The 13,941-nt window shown below is 69.5% G+C and carries 9 protein-coding genes, 1 tRNA gene and 1 other RNA gene; 8 read left to right on the forward strand and 3 right to left on the reverse strand.

The features are described from left to right. The first annotated feature begins 48 nt into the window (after positions 1 to 48). Together ABVF28_RS04620 and ABVF28_RS04625 are read left to right on the forward strand one after the other, a co-directional pair. Entirely contained in the window at positions 49 to 1,404 is a 1,356-nt protein-coding gene (locus ABVF28_RS04620) for a hypothetical protein (RefSeq protein ID WP_371029643.1), read from the forward strand. 266 nt (positions 1,405 to 1,670) lie between these two features. After that, positions 1,671 to 2,810, forward strand: coding sequence for a hypothetical protein (locus ABVF28_RS04625; RefSeq protein WP_371029644.1), 1,140 nt, complete (start codon positions 1,671 to 1,673; stop codon positions 2,808 to 2,810). 238 nt (positions 2,811 to 3,048) lie between these two features. Here ABVF28_RS04625 and ABVF28_RS04630 read toward each other — a convergent pair. The 3 genes from ABVF28_RS04630 to ffs form a co-directional block, all read right to left on the reverse strand. Beyond that, positions 3,049 to 3,136, reverse strand: a tRNA-Ser gene (locus ABVF28_RS04630). 105 nt (positions 3,137 to 3,241) lie between these two features. After that, positions 3,242 to 3,895, reverse strand: a complete 654-nt coding sequence (locus tag ABVF28_RS04635) for an SDR family oxidoreductase (protein WP_371029645.1) — start codon at positions 3,893 to 3,895, stop codon at positions 3,242 to 3,244. 94 nt (positions 3,896 to 3,989) lie between these two features. Further along, positions 3,990 to 4,086: signal recognition particle sRNA small type (ffs, locus tag ABVF28_RS04640), an RNA gene on the reverse strand. A 102-nt stretch (positions 4,087 to 4,188) separates the two neighbouring features. On the opposite strand from ffs, the gene pta reads away from it, so the two are divergent. The 6 genes from pta (at position 4,189) to ABVF28_RS04670 (ending at position 13,813) form a co-directional block, all read left to right on the forward strand. Then, on the forward strand, positions 4,189 to 6,303 hold the full coding sequence (gene pta, locus ABVF28_RS04645) for a phosphate acetyltransferase (protein ID WP_371029646.1): 2,115 nt from the start codon (positions 4,189 to 4,191) through the stop codon (positions 6,301 to 6,303). Positions 6,304 to 6,356: 53 nt separating this feature from the next. Further along, complete coding sequence (locus tag ABVF28_RS04650; protein ID WP_371029647.1) at positions 6,357 to 7,544, forward strand: acetate/propionate family kinase; 1,188 nt, start codon at positions 6,357 to 6,359, stop codon at positions 7,542 to 7,544. A 142-nt stretch (positions 7,545 to 7,686) separates the two neighbouring features. Next, complete coding sequence (locus tag ABVF28_RS04655) at positions 7,687 to 10,641, forward strand: DNA polymerase III subunit gamma and tau (protein ID WP_371029648.1); 2,955 nt, start codon at positions 7,687 to 7,689, stop codon at positions 10,639 to 10,641. 42 nt (positions 10,642 to 10,683) lie between these two features. Next, positions 10,684 to 11,280, forward strand: coding sequence for a recombination mediator RecR (gene recR / locus ABVF28_RS04660; protein ID WP_068476612.1), 597 nt, complete (start codon positions 10,684 to 10,686; stop codon positions 11,278 to 11,280). Between the two features lie 183 nt (positions 11,281 to 11,463). After that, positions 11,464 to 12,735: an aspartate kinase gene (locus ABVF28_RS04665; protein ID WP_104312891.1), complete on the forward strand. Its 1,272-nt coding sequence runs from the start codon at positions 11,464 to 11,466 to the stop codon at positions 12,733 to 12,735. A gap of 25 nt (positions 12,736 to 12,760) precedes the next feature. Further along, positions 12,761 to 13,813 carry an aspartate-semialdehyde dehydrogenase gene (locus tag ABVF28_RS04670; RefSeq protein ID WP_371029649.1) on the forward strand — a complete coding sequence of 351 codons (1,053 nt, stop codon included), beginning with the start codon at positions 12,761 to 12,763 and terminating at the stop codon, positions 13,811 to 13,813. Positions 13,814 to 13,941: the final 128 nt, after the last annotated feature.

Genomic DNA, 13,941 nt, shown 5'->3' on the forward strand with positions numbered 1-13,941 from the left:
CCGTTTTCGGCCTCGACGCACAATAATCTGCCGTGTTAGCGTCCCTTCATGCTTTCCGACACCTTCAAGAGCGCTCGCGCTCGCACCACGGCCCTCGTCATCGCCTTCGGCGTCGTTGCCGGTGGAGTCGCCGTCACGGCAGCGCCCTCGTTCGCCGCGAACGGCGACCAGGTAGACGCGAGCGTCGATGGTGAGACCAGCACTGCATCCGCATCGGTCTCTGCGGACTCGATCTCCGCTGATGCCCCCGGCCTCACGGTCACCGGCTCGGGATTCACGCCGGGCAACCTCGTGTACGTGCGAGTCGTCGGACCACAGGGCCAGACAAACTGGTCCTGGGGTACCGAGTCACACGAAGTCGACGCGTCAGGCGCCGTCAGCGCCGAACTGACCAGCGACGAGGACTGGAGCGAGGGCGACTACTCGGTCGTGCTCTTCGAGTCGGACGACGTGCAGGCCTCCACGGCCTTCTCGGCAGCGGCTCCTACCGAGACCTCGACGCCTGAGCCCACGGAGACCGAGACGGCCACGCCTGAGCCGACGGAGACCGAGACGGCCACGCCTGAGCCGACGGAGACCGAGACGGCCACGCCTGAGCCGACCGAAACCTCCACGGAGACGCCAGAGCCTACGCTCACCGAAGAGCCGACGCTCGAGCCGATCGAGACGGCGAGCATCCCACCCACAGCCACCGAGACGGTGACTCCGGAGCCGACCGAGACCGAAGCGCCCGTCGCTGCGCCGGCCGTCGCCACCGAGCAGGCCAGCTACACGCAGGAAGAGGCGGCCGAGGGCATCACCTACGTCGCTACCGGCTTCACTCCTGGTGTCGAGCTCGGCCTCACGTTGCTGCTTCCCGACAAGACGACTGCGGAGTTCGAGTCGGCCGAGCCGATCGTTCCGGATGCGGATGGCAACTACGCGGGAATCATCACCCACGACGGTGCCTGGGTTGCCGGCGATTACGGCATCACCCTGACGAGCATCAGCCCTGCCGCTGGCGAGGAGACCGACGCTCCGGCGGCCGACTCTGCGCGAGGCGTGCCGCTGATCGTCCAGGAGGAGTCCGATCTGACTGCCCCGGCGGAGTCGTCCGCGGCGGTCGAGTTCGAGGCCGATGAGCCGGCAGGGGAGCAGACGGCAACGACGTCCTTCGCCGTCACCGGTGAGACGCCCGCGACTTCCGAACCTTCCCCGAGCTCGACTGCCGCGCCGGCGGGCAATAGCGGTACCGGCAACGCGAGCGGGACCGTGGATACCAAGGGCAAGGCCCAGAGCAAGTCCCTCGCCACGACGGGCGCTGAGGATGCGTTCGGTGCCGCTGGCATCGGCCTCCTGGTCCTTGGGCTCGGCGCGGCGGCCGTCACGGGAGCGCGCTTCCTGAGCCGCCGTCGCGAGAGCTGACGACCGCACGACCTGGACTGACGCTGAGTGGGGCTGGCACCATACGGTGCCAGCCCCACTGCTGCGTTCAGGCCGGGGTGATCTTTTATGATTATTCAACCAACTGGGAAGAAGTCCCCACAACTGAAACCGGTCCATGTTTGGCCGCAAAAAGCGACGCTTATCTGGGCTTTCTCCCGTAGGCGGCAGTTCTGATCCGGGCGCCGTCCACCAAAATCGTGTGGAGCCTTCTGGACATCACCTGTGAGTCAGGCCAGTCTTGGGGTATGGCTTCCTCATTCTCTTCGTCGCGCAAGCGCGCTTCTGCCCTCACGATCGCCTTCGGTGTGCTCGCCAGCGGCGCCGTGCTGACCGCTGCTCCCGCATTCGCAGCGACCACCACGCCGCCAGCAACGCCCGCCGAGACGCCGGCCGCCACCGAATCGGCGACGCCGACCGAGACGACGGCTCCCACCGAGTCGGCCCCGGCCACGACGACCCCGACCGAGGAGTCGACGCCGACGTCGACCCCGGACGAGTCGACGCCGGCCGAGCCCACCGAGACGGCAGAGGCTCCGGCCGCTGCGGGCGCGGCGACGAAGCCGAGCTTCACGCCGGATGAGGGCATCACCTACGTCCTCACAGGCCTGGCGCCCGAGGCTCCGCTTTCGAGCATCACGCTCACGTTCCCCGACGGAACCGCACAGGCGGTGCCCGCGGGCGCCGGCAACAGCTGGGACGTCGGAGAAGACGGGTCCTACGCCGGCGAGATCACCAACACGGCGCTCTTCGACGAAGGCGACTACTCGGTGACCGTCACCCAGGACTACGTCGACGCTGCTGGCGCTCCCGCACAGAACGTCGTCACGTTCGGCTTCAACGTCGCGGCGGTGTCCACGGGAACGCCCACGCCGACCGCTGAGCCGACCCCGACGGTCGAAGCTCCTGTCGCCTACGCGAACGCGGACAGCTTCCTCCCCACGGACAACATCACGTACACGGCGCAGAACTTCACGCCCGGCCTCGCGCTCGACATCACCGTCGTCTACCCGGACGGATCCTCGGTCACGGTCGACCCGACCGACGATTCCGTCGTCGCCGAGGACGGCACCTACCCGGGCGTCCTCATCAACCAGTCGGGTGTCCCGCTGCCCGTCGGTGAGTACACGGTGACGCTCTCGCAGTCGAGCGGCCTGTCTGCAACGTTCACGTTCCTGATCGCCGAGGCGACGCCTGGCACCACGACGGCGCCCACGTCGACCGCAGCTCCTGCCAGCAACGGTGGCACGAACACGGGCCACACGACGCCTGAGCTCGCCACCACGGGTGCTGAGGACGTCTTCGGTGCGGCCGGCATCGGCCTCCTCGCGCTCGCGACCGGCGCCGGCGTGCTCGTCGCTCGCCGCCTGGCAGCCAAGAAGGCCTAGTAGCTCACCGAGCTCTGCTGAGAGGGCGTCACCTTCGGGTGGCGCCCTCTTTCGCGCGCTCGCCCCGCATCCGCTCGCCTTCGTCCGCCCCTGCCCTGCATTCGCCGGCTCACCACAGACATGCGGGAAATGCAGCTTCCTCGAGCCACGAGCATGTCTTGCCCAGATGTATGCGCCCGCCGGCGGGCGCATGACGAAAGCCCCGACCTGGGATCCCTGGTCGGGGCTTGCGTGCACATGGCGGAGGATAGGGGATTCGAACCCCTGAGGGCTTTCACCCAACACGCTTTCCAAGCGTGCGCCATAGGCCACTAGGCGAATCCTCCACGGGAGCGCCAGACGCTCACCTCGAAAGAGCATACCGGTTCCCGCGACCGTTCGTGAACGCGGGCGCCGAATTGCCCCAAGAGGGAGGCCCGGCGGGCCCTCCGCTAGAGCTTCTTGACTGCTGAGCCGATCTCTTCTTCGCCGGAGACGACCTCGAACTGCTTGTGGATGCCGGCGTGGCGGTCGAGGAGGGCCGCGATCACCGCTGCCACGTCAGCGCGGGGAATGGACCCGCGTTCGACCTGCTCGCCGACCTTGACGCTGCCCGTGGCGTCGTCGTCGGTGAGCCCTCCCAGGCGGACGATGGTCCAGTCGAGCTTCGCGCTGCGGCCGCGGATGTTGGCGTCGGCTTCGCTCTTCGCGCGGAGGTACACCTGGTAGACGTCGTCCGAGTCCCGGTCGAAGGTGTCCGTGCCGATTGCGGAGACGACGACGAACCTGCGGATGTTCGCGAGCTCGGCTGCATCCGCCGACAGGATCGCGCCGTCGCGGTCGAGGGTGAGCTTGCGCTCCGCCGTGCTGCCGGGGCCCGCACCTGCCGCGAAGACGACCGCGTCCACATGCCCCAGCTGCTTCGCGAGGTCCGTTGTCGTGCTCTGCTCGAGGTCGGCGATCACGGGATCCGCGCCGAGCTCTTTGAGGGAGTCGACGTGCTCCGGGTTCCGAACGACGCTCGTGACGCGGTGCCCGCGCTGCAGGAGCTGGGTCGTAAGAAGGCGTGCGATCTGACCGTTTCCACCGATGACTGCGATTCTCATGCCAGCCAGTCAAGCTGGTGAGTCTGAGTTCGAGGCGAGCGTTCGCGGCGGGCGATCTGCCAGGGGTGCCGCGCGGCCGAGTTCGGCGGAGAAAAGAAAAGACCCCCCGCGCACCCGCCAGAGCCCGGTTACCCTTGCTGCGTTTCCGCCCTGGGGGAGTTGGCCTGGATGGCGCCACGCGAGGAGCCGTCGACCATCATAGCGCGATGGGCGCGAGACGCGAATCCGGTGCATCCGCAATTGGCAGGATCGCGACAGCCCGCTGACTGATCACCCGACTAGCATTGCCAGGCGTGGGGACAAGCATCTACATCACGTCATCAGAGGGTCACTCTGGCAAGTCAGCCGTCGCGCTCGGGGTGGTGAACGCCCTGAGCCGCTCGATCGGGCGGGTGGGCGTGTTCCGGCCCATCGTGCAGAGCGCCGAGGTGCGCGACGACATCCTCGAACTGCTCCTCTCGCAGCTCGACCCGCAGAACCGGGGCCCGGAATACGAGTCCGGCTTCGGCGTCACCTACGACGACGTGCATGCCGACCCCGATGAGGCGCTCTCCCGCATCGTCACCCGGTACCGTGCGCTCGAGCGCCGCTGCGACACCGTCGTCATCGTGGGCAGCGACTTCACCGATGTCGGCAACCCGGCCGAGCTGGGCTTCAACGCACGGGTTGCCGCGAACCTCGGCGCGCCGGTCCTTCTCGTCCTGACCGGACTCGACGCCGATAAGGGCCAGCCGCGCACCCCGGAGCAGCTCGCGCAGGCGCTCGAGGTGACCCTGCCCGAGCTCGACGCCGCGCACGCCACGCTGCTCGCGATCACCATCAACCGCGCCGACGAGAACGCCACGGACGAGGTGCGTCTCGCTGTCGCCGAGCGTGCACTGCGCGAGCTCGGCCACAAGGTTCCCGTGTGGGCGATCCCCGAGACGCCGCTGCTCATGGCCCCCTCGCTCTCGCAGCTGCTGGACGCGGTGGGCGGCGAGCTCGTCTACGGTGACCGCGAGCTGCTCGGCCGCGAGGTGCTCGGCATCGTCCTCGCGGGCATGTCGATGCAGAACGTCCTCGAACGCCTCAAGGAGGGCGCGGTGGTCGTCATCGCGGCCGACCGTACCGAGGTGCTGCTCGCCGTGCTCCTCGCGCAGCGCGCCGAGACCTTCCCGTCCCTCACGGGCATCGTCGTGAACGGCCCGTTCGAGTTCCCGCCGGCCATCGAGCGGCTCATCAACGGCCTCAATGTCGAGGTGCCGATCATCCGCACCAACTTCGGAACCTACGACACGGCGCAGCGCATCATGCAGACGCGCGGTCGACTCGCGGCGGCGGGAATCTCGCGCCGCAAGATCGACCTCGCCCTCGCGAAGTTCGAGCAGCACATCCCGGCCATCGAGGTCGTGGCGCTCCTCAACGTGAAGCAGTCGCTGGTCGTCACGCCGCTCATGTTCGAGAACACGCTCCTCGACCGCGCACGCTCGGACCGCAAGCACATCGTGCTCCCTGAGGGCAGCGACGACCGCATCCTCGTCGCCGCCGGCTCTCTGCTGGCCCGCGAGGTCGCCGAGATCACCATCCTGGGTGAGGAGTCGGAGGTGCGTGGCCGTGCGTCCGCGCTCGGCGTCGACATCTCCGCCGCCCACGTGCTCAGCACGAGCAACCCCGACTACGTCGCGCGCTTCGCCGAGGAGTACGCGAGACTGCGCTCGCACAAGGGCGTCACCATCGAGGCGGCGACCGAGCGCGTGCGCGACGTCAGCTACTTCGGCACCCTCATGGTGCACCTCGGCCTCGCGGACGGGATGGTCTCGGGCGCGGCCCACACAACCGCGCACACCATCCGCCCCGGCTTCGAGATCGTCAAGACCAAGGCTGGCGTCTCCGTCGTCTCGAGCGTGTTCCTCATGGCCCTCGCCGACCGTGTCCTCGTGTACGGCGACTGCGCCGTGAACCCGGACCCGACGGCGGAGCAGCTCGCCGACATCGCGATCTCCTCGGCTGAGACGGCGAGCCAGTTCGACATCGCGCCTCGCGTCGCCATGCTCTCCTACTCGACGGGCGAGTCTGGCTCCGGAGCCGACGTCGACAAGGTGCGCACGGCGACCGGCATCGTGCGCGAGCGCATGCCAGAACTGCTCGTCGAGGGGCCGATCCAATACGACGCGGCGACGGATGCCGCGGTCGCGAGCAAGAAGATGCCGGGCAGCCAGGTGGCCGGCCGCGCGACGGTCTTCATCTTCCCCGACCTCAACACGGGCAACAACACGTACAAGGCGGTGCAGCGCTCCGCCGGCGCCGTGGCGATCGGCCCGATCCTGCAGGGCCTCAACAAGCCCATCAACGACCTCTCCCGCGGTGCGCTCGTCTCCGACATCATCAACACCGTCGCCATCACAGCGATCCAGGCGCAGGGCTCGTAGAGCCTACGACGCACGTTCTGCCCGCTTCCCGCGGGTCTCGAGAAAGGGTGCCCATGAGCATCGTCCTGGTCGTCAACTCCGGCTCGTCGTCCTTCAAGTACCAGCTGATCGACATGGACCGTGAGGAGACGCTCGCGTCCGGCCTCGTGGAGCGCATCGGCGAGGGCGTCGCGAGCGTCACCCACAAGACCGGGGGAGCGACCTTCACCCGCGAGGCGGACATCCCCGACCACACTCGTGGCTTCGAGGCGATGCTCGAGGGGTTCGAGGAGCACGGGCCGAGCCTCACCGAGTTCCCGCCGGTGGTCGTGGGTCACCGAGTCGTGCACGGCGGGCGACGCTTCTTCAACGCGGCCGTCATCGACGGCAAGGTGCTGCAGGACATCGAAGACCTCATCCCGCTCGCTCCGCTCCACAACCCCGCGAACCTCGAGGGCATCATGGGCGCGCGCGACGTGTTCGCCGAGACGCCGCACGTCGCGGTCTTCGACACCGCGTTCCACACGACCATGAGCGAGGCCTCGTCGTTGTATGCGCTGGATGCGGAGGTCGCGAAGGAGCACCGCGTGCGCAAGTACGGGGCGCACGGCACGAGCCACAAGTTCGTGTCCGAGGAGACGGCACGCTTCCTGGGGCGCGACCTCGCCGACCTGAAGGCGATCGTGCTCCACATCGGCAACGGCGCGAGCATGTGCGCGGTCGATGGCGGGCGCTCCGTCGAGACGAGCATGGGCATGACGCCGCTCGAGGGGCTCGTCATGGGCACCCGCACGGGCGACCTCGACCCCGCTGTCCTCGTGCACCTGTCGCGTCGAGGCGGCTACACGATCGATCAGCTCGACGACCTCCTCAACCGCAAGTCGGGGCTCCTCGGCCTCACGGGCTCCGGTGACATGCGCGACGTGCGGCAGAAGGCCAACGCGGGCGACGAGCGCGCGCAGCTCGGCCTCGCGGTCTACGCGCACCGCATCCGCCACTACCTGGGCGCGTACATGCTGCTGCTCGGCGGCGCCGACGCGATCGTCTTCACGGCGGGCATCGGCGAGAACGACGCCAAGCTGCGCGCCGAGGTGCTCGAGGGCCTCGACTGGCTGGGTGTGAAGCTGTCACCGGAGCGCAACGAGTCGGCGTCACGGGATGCGCGCCGCATCTCGGCCGACGACTCGCGCATCGAGGTGCTGGTCGTCCCCACCAGCGAGGAGCTCGAGATCGCCCGACAGAGCTTGGCCGCGATCGCCTGAGCCCGGCGCGCGCCGCCCATGCTCGTCCCACCGGGGCGATCGCTGGCAGTGATGGGGTCTGCGGGCAGTGCGATCTCGGCGACGCCCACAGGTGGTGACGGGGCAACGCGGGATGTCGGTGGTGCCGTCTACGATGGAGCGCATGGCCACAGCCCTGTACCGCCGCTATCGGCCTGAGAACTTCGCCGAGATGATCGGGCAGTCGCAGGTGACCGAGCCCCTCATGACCGCGCTCCGCACCGGTCGCGTCAACCACGCCTACCTCTTCTCCGGCCCACGCGGGTGCGGCAAGACGAGCTCGGCACGCATCCTCGCCCGCTGCCTGAACTGCGCCGAGGGACCGACCGACACCCCGTGCGGCGTCTGCCAGAGCTGCGTCGAACTGGCGCGCGATGGCGGAGGCTCGCTCGACGTCTTCGAGATCGACGCCGCCAGCCACGGTGGCGTCGAGGATGCGCGAGAGCTGCGCGAGCGCGCCATCCTCGCGCCGAGCCGCGACCGCTACAAGATCTTCATCATCGACGAGGCCCACATGGTGACCTCGGCCGGCTTCAACGCCCTGCTCAAGGTCGTCGAGGAGCCGCCGGAGCACGTGCGATTCGTGTTCGCGACGACTGAGCCCGAGAAGGTCATCGGCACGATCCGCTCGCGCACGCATCACTACCCGTTCCGGCTCATCCCGCCGGCCCTCATGCTCGAGTACGTCGAAGAGCTCTGCACGAGCGAGGGCGTCACGGCTGAGCCCGGCGTGCTCCCGCTTGTCGTGCGCGCAGGCGGTGGCTCGGCGCGAGACACGCTCTCGCTGCTCGACCAGATCATCGCCGGTTCCGAGACTGGCCTCCTCGGCTACCAGCGCGCCGCCGCGCTGCTTGGGTTCACGGGCCAGGAGCTGCTCGACGAGTCGATCGACGCCTTCGCCGACGCTGACCCGGCAGCGGCCTACACGGCCGTCGACCGCGTCATCCAGTCTGGCCAAGACCCGCGCCGCTACGTCGAGGACCTGCTCGAGCGTCTGCGCGACCTCATCGTCGCCAAGGCCACAGGGCCAGGCGCCGGTGCGGTCCTGCGCGGCCTCGGGGCGGATGAGGTCGAGGCCCTGCGCGTGCAGGCTGGCCGGTTCTCGCCCGCCGCGCTCACCGGCATCGCCGACCTCGTCAACGAGACGCTCACCGAGATGAGCGGCGTCACCTCGCCGAAGCTCCACCTCGAGCTGCTCGTCGCGCGCATCCTCGTCGCGTCGCGTGCTGACTTCATCGACAGCGGCACGCTGCTCGCGGTGGCGGATGCGCCAGGCACGTCGCCGATGCGACTCGCGGCTGCGGCACCCGCTTCCGCGCCCGCTACTGCACCCGCGCCCGTGGTTGCCGCGCCCGTCCAGGAGTCCGCGCCCGCGTCGGCTCCGGAGCCCTCCCCGGAGGCTTCCCCGGAGAGAAAGCCCGAGACACAGTCCGCGCCGCGTCCGGTGCAGGCTGCCGACTCGGCACCGAGCGAGCGCCAAGCGCCTCCCGTCGCTCCGGCTGCTCCCTCTGTCCCTTCAGCCGCGGAGCCGGACACCGCCTCCGCCGCGCGCCTGGCCGCCGCATCGTGGGCCGCGGCGACTCCCGGCTCCGGGGTTGCGCCGGCAACGCCTGCACCGGCCCCGACCGTGTCTGCCCCGACCGTGTCTGCGCCGACCGTGTCTGCCCCGACCGTGTCTGCCCCGCCCGTGTCTGCGCCGCCCGCGGTTGCGCCGGAACCGGTTGTCCTCGCTCCGGGCAGCAGCGAAGCGCCGACCGACGCCGACGCTCCCGCCGAGGACGAGCCCGTCGCCCCGCCCGTCGCGGACTCCGTCGCGGACTCAGCCCCGGACGGCGCACCTGCGTCGGACGTCGCGGCGCCATCCGGAGCCGCATCGTCGTCGGAGGTCGAAGCTGCCGAACTCGGGTCGGCGCGAGACCTCTCGTCAGCACTGGGATCCGCTCCGGAACCTGAAGCCGCTTCAGTGCCGGAACCTGCGTCTGCTCCTGACGTCGCATCGGCGCCGGAACCTGCACCTGCGTCAGAGGCGGCGCCCGGCCAGGCCGCCGACTCCGCTCCGGTCCCGCACGCCACGGCGGCACGCGCATCCGCTGAGCCACCCGTCTTCGCGCAGCTGCGCGACGCCTGGCCCACGCTGCTCGAGCGCATGCGCGACCTCGGCGGCACCCACGCGTGGAGCGTCGCGCAGTCCGTGCACCCGCGGGATCTCGTCGGCGACCTGCTCGTCTTCGAGGTGCCGTCCCGCGCCGTGCTCGACCAGTTCCGCGGCGAGCGAGGCGCAACCGACTCCCCGAGCGCCGTGCTCCGCACCGCGATCAACGAGATGTTCGGCATCACCGTGAAGTTCCAGCCGCAGCGTCCTGGCGGGGCAGCGACCGGTGGGGCGGGTGGCGCGCAGGCGCCCAACCGCACCGACGAGCCCGCGCCAGCCCCCGCGGAGCCCGACCCGGCGCGAGGTCAACAGCCAGCCGCGGCCCGCGCGCAGGGAGCGTCCGGGGACGCGACGGCGCCTCGGCCGCAGACCGGGCAGTCCGCGCAGCGTGAACGCCCTGCAGTGACCCCGGCGGCGAACGCGAAGACACCCGCCTCGCAGGCTGGGCAGGCCACTGCGGCTCCCTCGGCCCCCGGCTCCTCGAGCGGCCTGAACTGGACCGTCGCGAAGATCCCCGGCCAGGAATCCCTCCCCGACGACGGGCCGGGCTCCGGATGGGCGACCGCCGCGATCCCGGGGTCGGGGACCGCGCAGGGCGTGGCCTCCGCGACGCGGACACCCGCAGCATCCGCGCCAGCTGCAACCGCCGTGGCCTCGACGCCCGCCGAGACACCCGTCGCGACACCGACCGCAGCGGCCGACGAAGCCCAGGTCCCCGCGGCGCCGCCCGCCCCGAAGCACACCCAGCGCGTCGCGAGCGCGCCCGTCATTCCCGGCGTCGAGCGCTACGGTGAGGCGATCGTGCGCGAGCGACTCGGTGCCCGCTTCATCGGCGAAGACATCATCGTGCCCGAGCCCGAAGCGGTCGAGCTGCCACCCGAAGACGACTTCTCCGCACCACCACCACCTGAAGACGGCGGTTACTGAGCCGTGTCTGCAGCATCATCCGAAGGCCGGGGACTCTGACCCATGTATGAAGGCATCATCCAGGACCTCATCGACGAACTCGGTCGGCTGCCAGGCGTCGGCCCCAAGTCCGCGCAGCGCATCGCGTTCCACATCGTGCAGACGCAGTCGTTCGATGTGTCGCGGCTCGCGCAGATCCTCGCGACCGTCCGCGAGCGGGTGCAGTTCTGCACCGTCTGCGGCAACGTCAGCGAGGGGCCGGAGTGCAACGTGTGCCGCGACCCGCGCCGCGACCGCACCGTCATCTGCGTCGTCGAGGAGCCGAAGGACGTGGCCGCCATCGAGCGCACCCGCGAGTTCAGCGGGCTCTTCCACGTGCTTGGCGGCGCCATCAACCCCATGGAGGGCATCGGGCCCGACGACCTGAACATCCGTACCCTCCTCGCCCGGCTCGAGTCCGGTGAGGTGAAGGAGGTCATCGTCGCGACGGACCCGAACCTCGAAGGCGACGCCACGGCCTCCTACCTGAGCAGGCTCCTCACGAGCATCGGCGTCCCCGTGTCGAGGCTCGCCTCCGGCCTCCCCGTCGGCGGCGACCTCGAGTACGCGGACGAGATCACCCTCGGCCGCGCCTTCTCCGGACGCCGCGCCATCGACTGACCGGCTCACGACACCCGCCGCCCTCACCGACCACCGGGATGTCGCCACTCGGCCACGGGCCTGCAATCAACGGAAACGAACGCGGCCCGCGCTAGGAACGGCATGCCCCCGCCGGATAGGATGGGAGCTTGTGGCGCGCGGGCACAGCTCGACGCGCATCCTGAACCGGAGGAGACAAGACACGTGAGTCTGATCGTCCAGAAGTACGGCGGATCATCGGTCGCGGATGCTGAGAGCATCAAGCGAGTGGCCCGCCGAGTAGTCGAGACCCGCAACGCGGGCAACGACGTCGTCGTGGCGGTCTCCGCAATGGGTGACACCACCGACGACCTCATCGACCTGGCACACCAGATCGCGACGATTCCGGACGCACGCGAGTTCGACATGCTCGTCACGACCGGCGAGCGCGTCTCCATGGCCCTCCTCGCGATGGCCATCAAGGACCTCGGCATGGACGCCAGGAGCTACACAGGCAGCCAGGCCGGCATGATCACCGACTCCACGCACGGCGACGCTCGCATCGTCGACGTCACCCCCGTGCGTGTGCGCGAGGCGCTCGACGAAGGCGCCATCGCGATCGTCGCCGGCTTCCAGGGCTTCAACCGCGACTCGAAAGACATCACCACGCTCGGCCGCGGTGGCTCCGACACGACCGCCGTCGCACTCGCGGCCGCCCTCGGTGCGGATGTCTGCGAGATCTACACCGACGTCGACGGCGTCTTCTCCGCCGACCCGCGCATCGTGCCGAAAGCCCACAAGCTGAACTACATCTCCAGCGAGGAGATGCTCGAGCTCGCCGCCTCCGGCGCGAAGGTCCTGCACATCCGCGCCGTCGAGTACGCACGCCGACAGGGAGTCACGCTCCACGTCCGCTCGTCGTTCTCGGACCACGAGGGCACCATCGTCTACAACCCAGATCGGGCAGAGGAGTACGAAGTGGAAGCAGCAATGATCGCGGGGGTCGCCCACGACCTGAGCCAGGCCAAGATCACCATCGCGGGCGTCCCTGACGTGCCAGGCAAGGCGGCTGCGATCTTCACGATCGTCGCCGAGCAGGGCGCGAACATCGACATGATCGTGCAGAACGTGTCCGAGCAGGACACGAAGGTCACCGACATCTCGTTCACGCTGCCGAAGGCGGACGCGCAGCGGGTGCTCGACGCCATCGCCTCGGAGGGCGAGCAGATCGGCTACGCGTCGCTGCGCCTCACGGAGGACATCGGGAAGATCTCGCTCGTCGGCTCCGGCATGCGCACGAACATCGGCGTCACCGCGAAGCTCTTCACGGCGCTGAAAGATGCCGGCATCAACATCGACATGATCTCCACCTCCGAGATCCGCATCTCGATCATCACGCAGGCCGACCTCGTCACCGAGGCCACCCGCGTCATCCACACCGCGTTCGACCTCGACGGCGACGCCGAGGCAGTCGTCTACGCAGGCACCGGCCGCTGACGCGGCTGAGCAGAAAAGAGCACTCATGAGCACCAAGTTGAACGTCGCCGTCGTCGGCGCTACCGGCCAGGTCGGCGCCGTCATGCGCGCCCTCCTCGAGGAGCGCGACTTCCCAGTCGAGAGCATCCGCTTCTTCGCGTCGGCCCGCTCGGCCGGCACGACCCTCCCGTTCCGCGGTGAAGACATCACGGTCGAAGACGTCGCCGTCGCCGATGTCAGCGGCATCGACATCGCCCTCTTCTCCGCCGGAGCCACCACGTCGCGGGCGCAGGCCGAGCGCTTCGCCGCCGCCGGCGCGCTCGTCATCGACAACTCAAGCGCCTGGCGCCGCGACCCCGAGGTGCCGCTTGTGGTCTCCGAGGTCAACCCGGAAGAGATCGTCGCGCCCCCCAAGGGCATCATCGCGAACCCGAACTGCACGACCATGGCCGCCATGCCGGTGCTGAAGGTGCTGCACGAGGCCGCTGGCCTCGAGCGCCTCATCGTGTCGACCTACCAGGCCACGTCCGGCTCTGGCCTCGCGGGCGCCCGCGAGCTCTCCGGCCAGGCCGTCGTGGCTGTCGGCCAGGGCGAGGATGCGCTCCTCGGGCTCGTGCACAACGGCTCGGCCGTCGAGTTCCCGGCCCCCGACAAGTACGTCGCGCCCATCGCGTTCAACGTCATCCCGCTCGCCGGCTCGGTTGTCGACGACGGCACGGAAGAGACCGACGAAGAGCAGAAGCTGCGCAACGAGAGCCGCAAGATCCTCGGCCTCCCCGAGCTGCGCGTGAGCGGGACGTGCGTGCGCGTGCCCGTCTTCACCGGCCACTCCCTGTCGATCAACGCCGAGTTCGCCGAGGCGCTCACGCCCGACCGCGCCCGAGAGCTCCTCGCACAGGCACCCGGCGTCGCCCTCGTCGACGTGCCCACGCCTCAGCAGGCAGCCGGGGCCGACCCGAGCCTCGTCGGCCGCATCCGCCAGGACCAGTCGGTCGACGGCAACCGCGGCCTCGCGCTGTTCATCTCGAACGACAACCTCCGCAAGGGCGCCGCGCTCAACGCGGTGCAGATCGCGGAGCTCGTCGCCGCGAAGGTGTAACCGCCGAGCTCGCACGCACAAGAACGGACGCCCGTCGCGGGCGTCCGTTTTTGCGTTCCCGGTCGTGGTCGGGGTGGCCCGGCCCCTGTTTCGGGCGTGGGGCATTCGAAAACAGCAAAAACGGGCGA

This window comes from Pseudoclavibacter sp. JSM 162008, from assembly GCF_041366455.1.
Lineage (GTDB): Bacteria > Actinomycetota > Actinomycetes > Actinomycetales > Microbacteriaceae > Pseudoclavibacter.

Coding starts and splice junctions, on each gene's coding strand:
- ABVF28_RS04620 (WP_371029643.1), top strand. CDS start 49: ATGCTTTCCGACACCTTCAAGAGCGCTCGCGCTCGCACCACGGCCCTC.
- ABVF28_RS04655 (WP_371029648.1), top strand. CDS start 7,687: ATGGCCACAGCCCTGTACCGCCGCTATCGGCCTGAGAACTTCGCCGAG.
- ABVF28_RS04670 (WP_371029649.1), top strand. CDS start 12,761: ATGAGCACCAAGTTGAACGTCGCCGTCGTCGGCGCTACCGGCCAGGTC.
- ABVF28_RS04650 (WP_371029647.1), top strand. CDS start 6,357: ATGAGCATCGTCCTGGTCGTCAACTCCGGCTCGTCGTCCTTCAAGTAC.
- recR (WP_068476612.1), top strand. CDS start 10,684: ATGTATGAAGGCATCATCCAGGACCTCATCGACGAACTCGGTCGGCTG.
- ABVF28_RS04635 (WP_371029645.1), bottom strand. CDS start 3,895: ATGAGAATCGCAGTCATCGGTGGAAACGGTCAGATCGCACGCCTTCTT.
- ABVF28_RS04625 (WP_371029644.1), top strand. CDS start 1,671: ATGGCTTCCTCATTCTCTTCGTCGCGCAAGCGCGCTTCTGCCCTCACG.